Origin of the sequence: Asticcacaulis sp. MM231, from assembly GCF_964186625.1 — a bacterium.
GTDB lineage: Bacteria > Pseudomonadota > Alphaproteobacteria > Caulobacterales > Caulobacteraceae > Asticcacaulis.
The window spans coordinates 367,768-382,353 of record NZ_OZ075109.1 but is presented as its reverse complement, the minus strand read 5'-3'; the positions used below and the strand labels follow the sequence as shown (position 1 = coordinate 382,353).

Annotated in this window: 11 protein-coding genes and 1 pseudogene; 9 read left to right on the top strand and 3 right to left on the bottom strand. The window is 58.1% G+C overall.

From position 1 onward, the window contains the following. Positions 1–31: 31 nt before the first annotated feature. The 7 genes from ABQ278_RS18530 (at position 32) to ABQ278_RS18500 (ending at position 7,548) form a co-directional block, all read left to right on the top strand. Entirely contained in the window at positions 32–1,339 is a 1,308-nt protein-coding gene (locus tag ABQ278_RS18530; RefSeq protein ID WP_349322503.1) for an MFS transporter, read from the top strand. Beyond that, a complete protein-coding gene (locus ABQ278_RS18525; RefSeq protein WP_349322502.1) occupies positions 1,336–4,131 on the top strand; it encodes a M14 metallopeptidase family protein in 2,796 nt (931 codons plus the stop codon). Before ABQ278_RS18530 ends, ABQ278_RS18525 begins: the two co-directional genes overlap by 4 nt. A 6-nt stretch (positions 4,132–4,137) precedes the next feature. Further along, positions 4,138–4,971 carry a carbon-nitrogen hydrolase family protein gene (locus tag ABQ278_RS18520; protein ID WP_349322501.1) on the top strand — a complete coding sequence of 278 codons (834 nt, stop codon included), beginning with the start codon at positions 4,138–4,140 and terminating at the stop codon, positions 4,969–4,971. After that, a complete protein-coding gene (locus ABQ278_RS18515; RefSeq protein ID WP_349322500.1) occupies positions 4,968–5,777 on the top strand; it encodes a creatininase family protein in 810 nt (269 codons plus the stop codon). Before ABQ278_RS18520 ends, ABQ278_RS18515 begins: the two co-directional genes overlap by 4 nt. A 16-nt stretch (positions 5,778–5,793) precedes the next feature. After that, positions 5,794–6,423 carry an RraA family protein gene (locus ABQ278_RS18510; protein WP_349322499.1) on the top strand — a complete coding sequence of 210 codons (630 nt, stop codon included), beginning with the start codon at positions 5,794–5,796 and terminating at the stop codon, positions 6,421–6,423. Positions 6,424–6,453: 30 nt separating this feature from the next. Further along, on the top strand, positions 6,454–6,804 hold the full coding sequence (locus ABQ278_RS18505; RefSeq protein ID WP_349322498.1) for a carboxymuconolactone decarboxylase family protein: 351 nt from the start codon (positions 6,454–6,456) through the stop codon (positions 6,802–6,804). Positions 6,805–6,882: 78 nt separating this feature from the next. Continuing rightward, complete coding sequence (locus tag ABQ278_RS18500) at positions 6,883–7,548, top strand: TetR family transcriptional regulator (protein ID WP_349322497.1); 666 nt, start codon at positions 6,883–6,885, stop codon at positions 7,546–7,548. Between the two features lie 411 nt (positions 7,549–7,959). Here ABQ278_RS18500 and ABQ278_RS18495 read toward each other — a convergent pair whose 3' ends face one another. The 3 genes and pseudogenes from ABQ278_RS18495 to ABQ278_RS18485 form a co-directional block, all read right to left on the bottom strand. Next, the gene (locus ABQ278_RS18495; protein WP_349322496.1) at positions 7,960–9,045 is read right to left on the bottom strand and encodes a GSU2403 family nucleotidyltransferase fold protein; all 1,086 of its coding nucleotides are present in this window, start codon (positions 9,043–9,045) and stop codon (positions 7,960–7,962) included. Between the two features lie 140 nt (positions 9,046–9,185). Beyond that, positions 9,186–9,401 (bottom strand): annotated as a pseudogene (locus ABQ278_RS18490) (glutathione S-transferase N-terminal domain-containing protein); the annotation flags it as partial. A gap of 74 nt (positions 9,402–9,475) precedes the next feature. Then, the gene (locus ABQ278_RS18485; RefSeq protein ID WP_349322495.1) at positions 9,476–10,363 is read right to left on the bottom strand and encodes a LysR family transcriptional regulator; all 888 of its coding nucleotides are present in this window, start codon (positions 10,361–10,363) and stop codon (positions 9,476–9,478) included. A gap of 179 nt (positions 10,364–10,542) precedes the next feature. On the opposite strand from ABQ278_RS18485, the gene bla reads away from it, so the two are divergent. Together bla and ABQ278_RS18475 are read left to right on the top strand one after the other, a co-directional pair. Further along, a complete protein-coding gene (gene bla, locus ABQ278_RS18480) occupies positions 10,543–11,388 on the top strand; it encodes a subclass B3 metallo-beta-lactamase (protein WP_349322666.1) in 846 nt (281 codons plus the stop codon). Between the two features lie 606 nt (positions 11,389–11,994). Continuing rightward, the gene (locus tag ABQ278_RS18475; protein ID WP_349322494.1) at positions 11,995–14,064 is read left to right on the top strand and encodes a TonB-dependent siderophore receptor; all 2,070 of its coding nucleotides are present in this window, start codon (positions 11,995–11,997) and stop codon (positions 14,062–14,064) included. Positions 14,065–14,586: the final 522 nt, after the last annotated feature.

The following is a 14,586-nucleotide window of genomic DNA, read 5'->3' as shown; positions in this document are numbered from 1 at the left end:
ATCCTTTCCTCATGCCGACCGGAGTTGTGTTTTGACCTCTGCTGTGCCGACCTCTGAAACCCTAAAAGCGCCTCCGTCGAAAAAAGCCGTCGCCAAGGCGTTGGGCTCGGCCATGATCGGCAACTGGTTCGAACTGTTCGACTTCATCATCTATGGCTATTTCGCCGCCCAGATCGGCCGCGCCATGTTTCCGGCCGCCGATCCCCTGACCTCAATCCTGTCGAGCTTCGCCACCTATGGCGTCGGCTTCGTCATGCGTCCGATAGGTTCGATCGTGCTGGGGTCTTTGGGTGATCGCTTTGGTCGCAAGTTTTCGCTGATCATAACCATGTTCCTGATGGCCGCCTCGACCGGCATCACCGGAATGATCCCGTCCTATGCCCATATCGGTTACGCCGCGCCGGTCCTTCTGGTCATCTGCCGTCTGGTGCAGGGTTTTGCCGCCGGCGGAGAATGGGGTGGCGCCACAACCTTCATCGTCGAATACGCCCCACCACACCGGCGCGGCCTGTTTGGCGCGCTGCAACAGCTCAGCACATCGCTGGCCGTCGTCTCCGCCGTCTGCACGGCCCTGGTGCTCAATCTCATATTGCCGGCCGCCTCGGTCGATGCCTGGGGCTGGCGTATCCCCTTCCTGCTCGGCATTCTGGTGGCCCCGGTCGGCTTCTATCTGCGTGCCCATGTCGAGGATACCCCGCACTACACGGCCGAGGCAGACGCTACGCCGGTCAAACCTCTGCGTGAAGCCCTGACCCAGCATGGCCGCGCCGTCGCCACCATATTCGGCAGCGTCATTATATGGACGGTTGCGGGCTACACGTTCGGCGCCTTTCTCGTCAGCTTCGCCATCCGGATCCTCAAGGTGGCGCCGAGCATCGCCTATACCGGCACCTTGGTCGGGGCGCTGGCCAATATCCTCGTCATTCCTCTGGCCGGATTCCTGTCGGACAAGATCGGCCGCAAGCCCTTCCTGCTGATGAGCGCCGGCGGCTTCCTGATCATCGCCTATCCGCTTTTTGCTTATATGGATCATGCCCGCACAGGCGCCTCCGTCATCCTGACCACGGCGGTGGCGGGGATCTTTAGCGGTCTGTTCAGCGGTGTGGGGCCCACCTTTCTGTGCGAGCAACTGCCAACCCGTGTGCGGTATACCGCGCTGTCGATCGGTTATAACGGAGCCGTTATGCTGTTCGGCGGCTTCGCCCCCTTCATCGCCACCCTGCTAGTGCAACAGACCGGCTCCAATATCGCGCCCGCCTTTTACGTGATGTCGGCCGCTTTCATCTCCTTCACGGTGATCGCCTTCACACCCGACCGCTTCCGGAATCCTTCCTTATGATTCGCAAAACCACCGCCATCGCCGCGTTCGCCTGCCTGCTGCTGGCCACGACCGCACTCAGTGCGCCTGCCAAGGCGCCCATAAGCCCGCCCCAGGCGGTACTGGGTCATGTCATGGGGGAAGATCGCTATGTGCCCAATTATAGCGATACCGTAAAATACTGGCAGGTGCTGGCCTCACAAAGCGATCGCATCCAATTGGTCGATATCGGTGCAACCACCGAGAAACGCCGTCAGATCATGGCAATTGTCTCCTCCCCGGAAAACCTCGCCCTGCTCGATACCTACAAGGACATCTCCGCGCGTCTTGGTCGCGCCGAGGGGCTGACGGACGATGAGGCGCGCGCGCTGGCCGCCAAGGGCAAGTCGGTCGTCTGGGTTGATGGCGGCATCCATGCCAGCGAGGTCGAGACCGATCACGCCCTGATCCAGCAGGTTTACGACATGGTGGCGAGTGATGATTCCGAAGCGCAGAGAATCCGCGACAATGTCATCATCCTGTTCGCTGCTGACAATCCGGACGGTCAGGACTATGTCGCTGACTGGTATATGCGCTTTAAAAATCCGGCCGAGCGCGAAACCAATTTCGACAGCCTGCCCAAGCTTTATCACCCCTATATCGGTCACGATAACAACCGCGACTTCTACATGGCGGAAATGGCCGAGACGCAAAATATCACGCGTATTCTGTACCACGAATGGCGGCCACAGATCGTGCTTAACCAGCATCAGGTCGGCCCGGCCGGCACGGTCGTTTTCATCCCGCCGTTCCGCGATCCCTTCAACTACAACTATAATCCGCTGGCCATGACCAGTCTGCAAGAGGTCGGCGCGGCACTGAACAGCCGCCTGCTGTCCGAAGGCAAGGTCGGCGCCGTCACACGCGCCAGTGCCCATTACGATACCTGGACCAACGGCAACCTGCGCACCTCGACCTATTTTCACAACGCCATTGGTCTGTTGGTCGAGATCATCGGCGGTGTCGTGCCGGAGCCCATACAACTCGTACCTGAGCGGCAACTGCCGAAGAACGACCAGCCCGCGCCTATCGCGCCGCAGATGTGGACCATGGCGCAATCGGTCGCCTACAGCGTCTCGATTAACCGCGCCACCTTGACCTACGCGGCCTCCAACCGCGAAAAACTGCTCTACAATATTTATCGCATGGGCAAGGACAGTATCGACGCCGGCAACCGCGATAGCTGGACGGTGACGCCGGACCGCATTACCGCCCTGCATGCCGCCTCCGCCGCGGCCGGATTGAAACCGGTGCCGACGCGCACCACGGGCTCCAGCGCCATCGAGTTGCGTTTCTATGACGACGTGCTGCACGATCCGGCCTATCGTGATGCCCGCGCCTATATCATCAGCCCTAACCAGCACGATTTTCCGACCGCCGTGCGGTTCCTGAATGCCCTTATCAAGATGGGCGTCACAGTCGAGCGTGCCATAACCGGCTTCACGCAAGCCGGCAAGACCTATCCGGCCGGCAGCTATATCGTCAAGGCGGCGCAGGCTTATCGTCCGCATCTGCGCGATATGTTCGAGCCCCAGGACTATGCCGAGAATTTCGAATATCCCGGCGGTCCGCCGATCCCACCGGCCGATGCCTCCGGCTATACACTCGCCTACCAGATGGGCGTTCATTTTGACAAGGCTCAGGATGCCGTAAGCGTTGCCACAGAAGCGGTCGACGTTGTTCTGAAGCCGTATCCGGGCAAGATTGCGGGCGTTGGCAAGGCAGGTTTCCTGATCAGCCACGCCACTAATAACAGCTTCATCCTGACCAACCGGCTGATGAAGGCCAAACAGAAGGCGTTCTGGCTGAGCGAGCCCACGGCTGTGGGCGACGGCGCACCGGAATCGGGCGCGATCTGGGTGCCAAACACGCCGCAATCCGCCGCCATCATAAAGGCCGCCGTGACCGAACTGGGGATCGACGCCTATGCGCTTGCCGCCGTCCCCGCCTCCACCAAGACCGCCCTTAAAAGCCCGCGTATCGCTCTGGTCGATATCTATGGCGGGGTCATGCCGTCGGGCTGGACACGCTGGATTTTCGAGCAGTTTGAATTTCCATATACGGTCGTACATCCAAAGGAGCTCGACAAGGGCGGCCTTAACGCCAAGTATGACATCGTCCTGATGTCCGACAGCCTGCTGCCGAACCGCTTCACCAACAAGGGTGGCGGCATGTTCCGTGGCAAATTCGATCATAAACAACCCGATCCGGCGCGTATTCCAGCCGAATATCGCGGCTGGCTTGGCACGATCACGCCTGACAAAACCATCCCTGCACTCAAGGCTTTTGTGAAAAATGGCGGCGCCCTGATGGCGATCGGCAGTACCTCGCAAGGCATTATCGATGCCTTCGACCTACCGGTACAAAATGGCACGACCCAGATGGTCGATAGGCAGGAACAGGTGTTGCCGCGCACCAAGTTCTATATCCCCGGCGCCCTCTTGACCGCCACGACCGACCCGACCACCCCGCTCGGCTATGGTCTGGAACCAAAGGTCGATCTGTTCTTCGATTCCAGCCCGGTCTTTCGCCTGAAACCCGAAGCCATAGATGCCCATACCCCCATTCGTTTCGAGGGCAAGGACCTGCTTCACAGCGGCTGGGCGCTCGGCACCGACTATCTGCAAGGCACCGCCGCCGTGGTCGATCTGTCCTATGGCTCAGGGCGGGTTTTCCTGTTTGGTCCCGAAGTGGCGCTGCGCGCCCAGACACAAGGCGCCTTCAAACTGATGTTCAACGCGCTCTACGACGGCGCGCTCCCGCGTAAAAAGTAAAAGACCATGCTCAAAACCACCGTCATCCAGATGAACAGCCGCAACGACAAGGCGGCCAACCTCAAGCAAATCCGAGAGCTGGTCGAAACGGCCGTTCTTCACGATCAGCCCGACTGGATCTTGCTGCCAGAACATTGCGAATGGCTGGGCGGCTCATCCGGTGCTGCCGCCGTGGCTGAGCCCTCCACCGGCGGCGAGACCTACAACCTTCTGCAAACCCTGGCCCGTGAGAACAGGGTCTGGATTTACGGCGGCTCGTTCTATGAACAGTCCGGCGTCCCTGGCAAAGCCTACAATACGACGGTGGTCTTTGACCGAAGCGGCACAGAAGTGGCGCGTTATCGCAAGATCCACCTGTTCGATGTCACGACGGCTGACGGCGTCGCCTATCATGAATCAGCGACCATCCTGAGGGGTAGCGATATCGTCACCTATGATTGTGAAGGCGTGCGCGTAGGCTGCGCCATCTGTTACGATCTGCGTTTCCCAGAATTGTTCCAAGGCCTGATGAAGCAAGGCGCCGACCTGATCGCCCTGCCCGCCGCCTTCACGCTTCTGACCGGCAAGGATCACTGGGAACCTCTGATCCGGGCGCGCGCCATCGAGACCGAAACCTGGTTCCTGGCCTCGGCCCAGTGGGGCGGTTACAACACACCCAGCGGCCCCCGCCAATCCTTCGGCCAGTCGATGATCGTCGATCCGTGGGGCGCTGTCGTCGCCCGCGTCTCGGAAGGCGTAGGCTTTGTCAGCGCGCCGATCGACATGGAGCTGTCGGTCCGCGTGCGTCAGCAAATTCCACTGGCGCTCAATAAGGTGCTGCACGCGGAGGGCACAATATGACCAAACGCCGTCATGCCTTGCAGGATTTGACCTGGGTTGAATTCGCAGAACGCCTGAAGGGCGACAAACCGGTTATCCTCCTTCCTCTCGGTTCACAGGAAGAACAGGGCCCGCATGCCCCGATGGGCGATTATGTGGTGGCCGAACAGATCGCCCTGGCCGCGGCCGAACGCGCCAAGGCTATCTGTGCCCCGGTCCTGCCTTTTGGCTATGCGGAGTTTTTCCGTGGCATGGCCGGCGGCATCCAGTTACGCGCGGAAACTTTCAGCCGCGTTCTGGAAGATATGATCACCTCGTTCCTCGATCATGACATCGCCCATATAGTTATTTGCAACGGTCACTCGACCAATGCGCCCCTGATTGCCGACGTCACGCACAAGCTTCGGCGCCAACATGGAATCATCGTGCCCAGCCTCAACCTGTGGCGCCTGATGCCCGACAGCGTGTGGTCAGATATCCACGGTGCCCATGCGTCAAAAGTGCGCGGTCATGGCGCCGACCCTTTGACCTCCGTCGCCATGCACCTGACTCCCGATCTGATGAGGCCGGCCCTGTGGCAAGGCGCTGAACGCAAGACCGCACTCGGTTTGCCAATCACCAACCAGTTCAGCGGTCTTCAGTTTCAGGGGGGGACCATCGACGTCCCGCTCGACGTCACTCAGGTGGCTGGCGATGGCATAGGCAGCGGTGACGCCACCCTCTCCACCGCCGCCGCAGGGGCCGCCATGACCGAATGGCTCACCGCCTATGTCGCGGACTTCTTGATCCACTTCAAAACCTGTGACCCCCGCCACCCCAATGGATAGATACGATATCCATCCCATGCCAAAGCCTGCGTCTCCAGATCTGTTGGCACGCCTGTCGCGGCTGCACAGTTCGACCTTTGGCCACACCCATCTGTGGGGCTTTTGCCGGCGTGATATCCGCCCCCTTGGCGATTGCACGCCTGTAGCTGGTACAGCCGTAACCCTGGCATTACCCGGCCCCGATTCCAGCCTGTTGCACAGGGTTCTGGCAGAACTGCGGCTGGGAGATATCCTGATGATCGACCGGTTGCATGACGATCTCTACGCCTGCGTCGGTGGCATAGTAGCCCTTGCCCTGAAGCAAAAGGGTGTGGCCGCTGTGGTCGTCGATGGCCCGGTCACCGACCTGTCTGAGATTGCCTCGATTGGCTTACCAGTATGGTGCCGTGGCGCCAGCCCGCTTACCACACGGCGCCTCGACCTTGGCGGACGCATCAACGCGCCGGTCGGCGTCGGCGGTACGGTCGTACATCCCGGCGATCTGGTACTGTGTGATGCTGATGGCGTCTTCGTCCTGCCGCCCGACGAGGCTGAGGCTGCGATTCTGCAGGCAGAGGCACGCGAGGCCTGGGAATTTAGGATCGTTGCCGAAGTCGCCACAGGTCATGATCTGGCTGACGCGCTGAAAGCCTATCCACCACGCTAAATGTCTACCTCCATGTAAAGGACACACCCCATGGACAAGTCTTATCCCGCGATAACCGCCAATCTTTCGGCCAACCTGAAGACGCTTCGCAAGAACCTGCCGGACGTCACCCAGGCCTTCTCCGGTCTCGCCGGCGCCTCCTTGCGCGACGGTGCGCTCGATAAGAAAACCAAGGAACTGATTGCTTTAGGTATCGGCATCAGCACGCGCTGCGACGGCTGCATCGGGTTCCATACCGAGGCCCTGATCAAGCTCGGCGTCACGCGCGAAGAATTTTGCGAAGTCCTCGGCATGGCGATCTATATGGGGGGCGGCCCGTCATTTATGTATGCCGCCGACGCCATGGCGGCCTTTGAGCAGTTCGCGCCCGAGGGCGCCTGACGGTTTTTTGTTGACCGCGCCCCTGCCGCGATGACAGCTTGACGGCCCGTGAACCAGAAACGCGAAAATAGCCGATTGATGAAAAAGCCTACCGCCGCCCCCAAGAAGATCTCTGCGACCAGCAACGCACGTATCAATGACCCGGAGCGTACAAAAGAAGACATTCTGGAGATCGCTACCCATGCCTTCGCCCGTGACGGTTTGGCGGGCAGCCGCATCAACGATATCGGTGGACTGACGGCCGCCAGCAAGCGGATGATCTACTACTACTTCGAGAATAAGGAAGGCCTCTATCGCGCCGTTCTGGAACGCTGTTACGCCGATATCCGGTCACGTGAAGAGGCCATCCGTGTGGAAGACTTGCCCCCCGAAGAGGCTCTGGCACGATTGGTGCGGCTGAAGTTCACCTACCATATGGAACATCCTGAATTTGTCCGTCTCGTGATGGTCGAAAACATTCATCAGGGCGAGCATATGGGGTTTCTGAAAGAGGCTAAGACGCGCGGACTATTTGCCCTTCAGCAGCTTACGCGGCTTCTCGAACGCGGCGCGGCCATGGGCGTGTTTCGGCAGGACCTCAACCCCATCGACGTACATACGTCGATCAGTGCACTGTGCTTCTACAACGTGTCCAATCGCTGGACCGTCGCCCATTTGCTTGAACATGATATGGGCGAAGAGCAACATGCAGAAAAGCGGCGCGAGGCCGTTGTTGACGAGATCCTGCGCCTGTGCCGTAGGTAGACGAGCTAAAGCTTGCGGCCAATCAAACAGAATGTGCATGTGATCTCCCGTTCCACCTCTTTGGAGTCGCGAGCAGTGTCTGATGTCCCAGAGACACTGCCCCCGATCATCTCAACTGAGGTACGTCAGTTCTTGGTAAGCTGATATATTTCGACGCCATCAAGCCAATACCGGCAAAAAAAACCTCTTGGCTTTCGCCTCGGGGGTCTGTGTTATGCATTCTGATGGACTTCCTGTCACAACACCCGAAGGCGTAGTTAAGTTGGTTGCGGGGGCAGATTTGAACTGACGACCTTCAGGTTATGAGCCGCAGCGAAATTCGCACATCTTATTGAAGATAAATAGAATTTTATACGTTGAAAAATATTTGTGCTAAATGGTGTGTTAATAGATCACTCGAGTGCAAGGCAACTACCGCAACCCGTAACCGGAAGGGTCACCGCCCAGACGCCTCATACTCGCTGCTAAATTTGCGAGAAGACCCTCATTCCCTAAATAATGCATACTGCTTTCAATGGCTTCACGCCACGCCGGACCTCGGTCCCAAGCTTCCATGTATGCATCCGCGACAGCGTCACCTTGCCGGAGTTCGATCATTGTCTCCATTAAGCTTTGCGCCTGCTGACGGTCCTTGCGACTTTTCGCCGTTCCATCGTCATCGATCCGGCGACGAGACCCGACGATGAGTTTGTGAATCGCATATCTTTCCGGCGCGGGCACAAGTATCGGCAGCCCCGCCCCGTGAAGCACTACGGCTCGTACAGGTTGATGGATTAGGAAATCTAAAAAGTGTAACGGCTGCGCCGAGGCTCCCCCGAGTGCGGGCATCTGTGCCGGCCTGCCGGCATAGTCATCCGAGCCGGTATTCGGTGTCAAAAACTCCACCTTGTAACCAGATCGGGCGATGAACTGGGTTGAATAGCGGTTATCGGCCTGATGAGGTACTTCCCGAAATGTTGGGTCTACTTGGCGCAACACGTCGATGACCGGCGGCATCGTATCCCCGACAGCTACCGATATAGAATGGAATTGGGCAAAATCGACATCGCCCGTCTGCATAATCGTATTCGAGAGACGAACGCCCAGAAGAGCCGAATAACATTGAAACGCCACCGTGCCAACCATGACACCCCGGAGGCGGAAGAAGCCGGCCTCCACAAGAGCTCCGATTATGTTGCCTACGAATATTTCAGGCCTTGGCAAGTACGCCTCGCGTACAAGGGTTGAGACAAGCTTACGTCGTGCGCGATTATCCGCCTTAAGATCCTTGAACTTTTCAACTCGTTCTGTGATGACAGGATCATCAACTGGGCCAACATAAGTGCGTTGCTTTCCGCCTCCTTCTTTCGACAGGTCGAAATACCAGTATCGTCGTTCGCCACTCTCCATCGAGATGAAACGACCGTCGATAGAAAACCCCTCCGAAAACTGTGCGTCCAAGCTGCGTTGCGCCAGCTCGGAATACAAAGTCTGGTAGGTATGGTCGAGTATTTTCATGCCTATTACCTTTTTCGCGAAAACGGTAATAACACACACTCCTAAATAAATATATTACCATTTTTGCGAAAAGGGTAATAGCGGAAGAGGTCGCTGGCTAGCACATCCACAACATGGTGATATCAAGTTATTCGGCCACTGTCTGGCAGCAATCCCGTATAGCGCGTAGCGATATGAAGGACGATGGCACCCGCTTCAAACAGGACAAGGGCGCCCTCCTCAAAGACAGGAACCTGACCGAACGACTGTTTTTCAAAGAATGCAGGTGCCCTTAAAGCCTTGAATGAAACCCCTCGAACCTCGTAAGGAAGGCCCACCTCCTCCAGCGCCCGACGAACAGGCATGTCCCGCGCCAGCCCGTGCGAATTTCAGGGGAAAGGGGAGTGGAGAAAGCCCGCATTGTCAGTTCCCTAAAGCCGACGCTATTACATTATGAAGATTGGGATGGGTCGGCCGCAATCTCTTCCATCAACCAATTCCGAAAGCGCCGCATCGCGTCACTTTCGGGACGCGACAGGAGGCGAGTGAGCCAGTAACGGCCGACATCAATCGTGATTGCGAAGGGCTGAACAAGTAACTTTGACGCAAGTTCGCGCATGAACATCGCGGGCGGCACAAGCGCGATGCCAAGTCCCGCTGCGGCCGTCACTGCCATCAGCGCCGAACTGTCGAAGACCGGACCGCGCAGGACTGGCGCCGGCACGCCTGCGGCATTGAACCAGAGCGCCCATTCGTCTGGACGGTAGGAGCGCAGCAGTCTTTCGTGGACGAAATCGGCGGGGGACTGGAGCCGCCCCGCAATGGCCGGGGCACAAACCGGGGCCATCGGTGCCGCAATAAGAGGTTCGACATGGGTTCCATGCCAAGCGCCGTCACCGAAGCGGATAGCAAAATCCAACGCTTCACCGGCCAGGTCGACGCGATTGTTGTTGGTCGAGATGCGCAGGTCAATCGATGGGTGCGCACGAGCGAACGCATCCAGGCGCGGCAGCAGCCAGCCGGTTGCGAAAGTGCCGACGACACCGACTTTCAGCGCCTCGCGGAAGCGACCTTCGGTATATTGGTCGAGCGTCGCGGAAAGACGGTCGAACGCCTCGGCGAGCACGGGGACGAGCGCATGGCCCTCATCGGTTAGTGCGAGGCCCCGCGGCAGGCGGTGAAAAAGGCGCGTGCCGAGGCGTCGTTCGAGCTGCCCCACCTGATGACTGACCGCGCCTTGGCTAACACAAAGTTCGATCGCTGCTCGGGTGAAGTTGAGATGCCGCGCTGCCGCCTCGAAAGCGCGCAGGGCATTGAGTGGGAGTTGGGCGCGGTCCATGACCAACCATGAATTATACTCATGGCTTTGTCCAGAAATTATGCTTTGTCGGGTGCGGTATCAATTGGCATCCTAGACCGCAAAGGGAGACTAAGATGATTACAATAACGACAATTGCGACCCTACTGCTGGCTGCGAGCAATATGCCGCTGGCTATTATGGGAGACGCACATACCCCGATGATCGCGAGTGCGGGGAGTATAGATGAACCGGTTACAGATGACCCTTTGACGCGCCCGATGGCGGTAGAAAGGGCCAAGGAATGGCTCGCGCCTTTACCCCCCGAGAAGATTTTCGGGAACAGCTATCTCGTCGGCTTCCAAGGGCTTAGCGTTGCGCTGATCGACACAGGCGCAGGGCTGGTGCTTATCGATGGCGCACTGCCCCAGGCGGCACCAGCAATCCTGGCCAATGTTCGCGAGTTGGGGTTTGATCCCAAAGACATCAAATTTATTCTGAGCACTGAGCCGCATTTCGACCATAGCGGCGGGCTTGCCGCACTTGTGCGCTCTACTGGCGCGACCGTGGTCGCAAGCCTACGAGGTGCCGATGGTTTGCGATTGGGAGCGCTGGCCAAGGACGATCCGCAGTTCGACTATGGCGGCAGATGGCCGCCTGTGACGCGGTTGCGCGTGGTGAAGGACGGCGAAGTACTAAAGCTAGGCCGTACGGCGATTACCGCGCACGCGACGCCGGGGCACACGATCGGCAGTATGAGTTGGGGCTGGCAGGCATGTGAGGGCAAGACATGCAAGTCAATTGTCTTTGCGTCTAGCCTCAACCCCGTGTCGGCTGATGCCTATCGCTATATCGCCCCTTCGAGCGCTCCGATCGTCAGAGGTTTCGAGGCGAGCTACAGGCGTATGGACGGGCTGGCATGCGACATACTGATCTCCGCACACCCCGACAATGCGGGCGAAGGGCGATATAACAACAAACCTGGGGCATGCCGTAGTTATGCCGAGCGGTCACGAAAATTGCTCGCTAAGCGGCTGGCCCGTGAACAGAACCGAACGGCGAAATAGCCGTATCTTAACTCCTTTTGGACCACATGCATGGAGATTGGGGGAGCCCCGAAGGCAAAAGTAGACAGCTAGGAGTTGCGCCGCGACAAGGTCTCCCTCCAGGATCATCGCCTGCACGTCGTCGTGGATACCCTCTGACGTGAAGGTCGTAGGTGCCGGTTCAATCTTTCGGATATGTCTGTAATACCGGTGATCCGGCGCCCCAAGGATCGTAAAGTAAACCGACATGCCCGGCGTAATGTTGATTACGTCGGCCTATGCGATTTCAGCTTCAATGGTCATCTTGTCGAGTTGTCCCAGCGTAACGATGGTCGGGGCGCTCTGCGCGGCATTAACCGTCTGCCCCTCCGATGAGGCGTCACGGCCAGCCGCGACCAGAAATCATCGGACTGAACGGGTTTAGTAGACTGCTTCATCAATTGTTCCGAACGACGAAGCTCAAAATCGACTAATGCAGCGCTGAACCGGCTATTAAAATTTGACAGATTGTCTATCGGACGAAACGTCTCATCGTGGACTATGGTGGACTTGTTGCTTGGACAAAGTGCCCAAGTGCGCTGACGGCCGATGCCGACTATACCGCCCTAAACTCAAATTGGGGCCTCCATGAAATCGCATCTTTTGCTCACTGTTGCCATCTCCTGCCTCTGCGTATCGGGTTCCGCCTTTGCTCAGGCAACGGCGGACGACAGAGCGACCGAGGTCATTGTCAAGGGTAAACTCCAGACTTGTGGCCTCGGGGCGGCTGCGCCCGATAGCAAGGTCCCCTTGTCGACCAGCACAATCGATCTCGACACGGTTACGGCCCAGGGTGGCACGAGTTTTCAGGATGCGCTGCGAAATGTTCCTGGCGCTCAGGCCGATCTCAGCTTCACCGGCGCACATTCGCCCAATTTCATTTTGCGCGGTGCCATCGCCGACAGCGGAACAGGCAATAGTCGCATCCTGCGCGACGGGGCCCGACTGTCGAACTATGGCTATGCACAAGGCTTTATCGGCCGCATCGACGTGGTGCGTGGTGCCGGCGCGACGGCGGCCGTACGCAGCGAACCGGGTGGAACTGTCGACATCATCACCAAGACGCCGCAATTGCGCGATTTCAGCTCGGTATACGGCTTGATCGGAGCGCACAATCAATCCGAGGCCTGGTACGATACGAATTTCGTCATTTCCAAGGACAAGGAGTTGGCTGCGCGCCTGGTTCTCGGCCACTCTTCGGCCAGCGAATGGCGCCATGTCTCCGATACGCTCGATGGCGTCAAATTCGCCATCGCGAAAAGCCATAGCGATGCCTACCATCTGCTCTTCGACTTCGAAGGCACCAATCAAAGCTACCAGCCGGACTTTGGGGTTCCGGCGATCAATGGCAAGCCCGCCGCGATCCCTCTGGACCGCCAACTCGGTGAGCCGTTCGCCCATTCGAAGACCGACAATCGCATCTATACCGTCCACACCGATTTTAAGCTGGCCCCCGCCGTCACCCTGTACCTCGACGCTGTCCACGCCGACAGCGAACAGAGTTCCATCCGCAATTCGGTGTTCAGTGCAGTCGCCGGCCAGACGGGTGTCTATACCCGCGCCACCGCCTACGAACCTGGAAGCACGCGCAAGACAGATAATGTTCGGGCCTCGCTCGTCGCAAGCCTGCCCCAAGGGTCGTTAACCCACAATCTTTATGCCAGCGCCGAAACGTACCGGGAGACACTCGATCTAAAATCTCTCCGCGTTCCGGCCGCCAACAGCCCCAATATCGATATTTTCAATCCGGTATATGGCCTAGTCGTCGCGCCGACGGGGACCTTGGCGCAGACAATCACCAATCTTCGCCTCAATAGTCAGCTGTATTCCCTGCAGGACCGCATCGATGCCGGGAAGCTGGGTGTGGTCCTAGGCGTAGAATATGTCGACCAGGACTTCCTTTACGGAACGGCAGGAACTCTGTCTCGGCAGGAACACCGCCTCAATCCGAAGGCTGGCGTCACCTATGACCTAACGCTCAATCAAACGGTCTATACGTCCTATGCGACGGGGACGGCCCCCAACCAGGCGACGAGCAAGGCTAACCAGTCCCTGCCTTCGCGTCGAAGCACGCAGTACGAAGTCGGCTGGAAAGGCCGTTTCGCCAGCGGCACGCTTCGCGCGGGTTTAGCGGCCTATCAACTCGACGAGACGAACCTTCTGGCGGATGATCCATCCACAGCCTATATCTACGACAAGACCATTGCTGGTGAAGGCCGTTCGAAAGGTGTGGAGGCCACCCTCAACGGTCAAGTAACCGAGCGCCTATCGCTTGATATGGCCTATGCCAATATCGATGCCCGGTATACGCGTAACAGTGAATTCATCGGCAAGCGCATGGCCAATACCGCACGTGATACCTTGAGCGTCTTCGGTCACTATCAATGGAGCGATAGCCTGTTCAGTGGCGCCGGCGTCTATGCTCAAGGCAAGAGATTTGCCGACGAAGCCAATACGACCGTATTGCCGGGATATACGCGCGTCGACCTGGTTCAGGGCTACCGATTTAATACGGCAGGCAAGCCGGTCGTGCTTCAGCTTAATGTTAAAAATCTGTTCGATCAACGCTACTATGCCGCCAGCCATCTTCACGTCGCGCGCTATATTCTGCCCGGCGAAGGGCGCAACGTGTCATTGAGCATAGGCGTGAATTTCTGACGTCCGACTCGCGATGACAGAGTGTCCAAGTGAAGCGGGTCGCGAGGTGCACAATAAGGCCTATGGGCAGGCTCCTTTTTAAGCAGTTTGCTAGAAGAGAATGTTCCCTAACTGAGCAAAATAATGGGCCCGCATTTAAGCTGCGACGACGAGTTCTGTGAGTTCGCCAGAAAAAACATCAACGATTGATTTTCAGCAATAAAAAGGTTCGGATTCGATGCCACGGCCCGCTCAGCAGCCACGTTAAGGCAAACCTGGAAAAGCAGACCGCTCGTACCTTGACCTTTCGATCCCTTAGAACGGGGTGGCGCACATGGCTCTGCCCCCACCGTATCGCCATGCAATCGTCTATGTTCGAGGATGGAACGTAAATCGCCTGGCAAGGGTGCGCTCGATATTTAAAACGACCGCCTGAAGCCTGCTGGTTGCTAAATCATCCGGTCGGAAACAGGCTGGGTGAGCGTTGCAGTCCCGGCCGGATCGGTACATGCAATCCTAATATCGGTGCTGGGCTTTGTCTGC

Coding starts and splice junctions, on each gene's coding strand:
- ABQ278_RS18520 (WP_349322501.1), top strand. CDS start 4,138: ATGCTCAAAACCACCGTCATCCAGATGAACAGCCGCAACGACAAGGCG.
- ABQ278_RS18475 (WP_349322494.1), top strand. CDS start 11,995: ATGAAATCGCATCTTTTGCTCACTGTTGCCATCTCCTGCCTCTGCGTA.
- bla (WP_349322666.1), top strand. CDS start 10,543: ATGATCGCGAGTGCGGGGAGTATAGATGAACCGGTTACAGATGACCCT.
- ABQ278_RS18505 (WP_349322498.1), top strand. CDS start 6,454: ATGGACAAGTCTTATCCCGCGATAACCGCCAATCTTTCGGCCAACCTG.
- ABQ278_RS18495 (WP_349322496.1), bottom strand. CDS start 9,045: ATGAAAATACTCGACCATACCTACCAGACTTTGTATTCCGAGCTGGCG.
- ABQ278_RS18485 (WP_349322495.1), bottom strand. CDS start 10,363: ATGGACCGCGCCCAACTCCCACTCAATGCCCTGCGCGCTTTCGAGGCG.
- ABQ278_RS18525 (WP_349322502.1), top strand. CDS start 1,336: ATGATTCGCAAAACCACCGCCATCGCCGCGTTCGCCTGCCTGCTGCTG.
- ABQ278_RS18515 (WP_349322500.1), top strand. CDS start 4,968: ATGACCAAACGCCGTCATGCCTTGCAGGATTTGACCTGGGTTGAATTC.
- ABQ278_RS18500 (WP_349322497.1), top strand. CDS start 6,883: ATGAAAAAGCCTACCGCCGCCCCCAAGAAGATCTCTGCGACCAGCAAC.
- ABQ278_RS18510 (WP_349322499.1), top strand. CDS start 5,794: ATGCCAAAGCCTGCGTCTCCAGATCTGTTGGCACGCCTGTCGCGGCTG.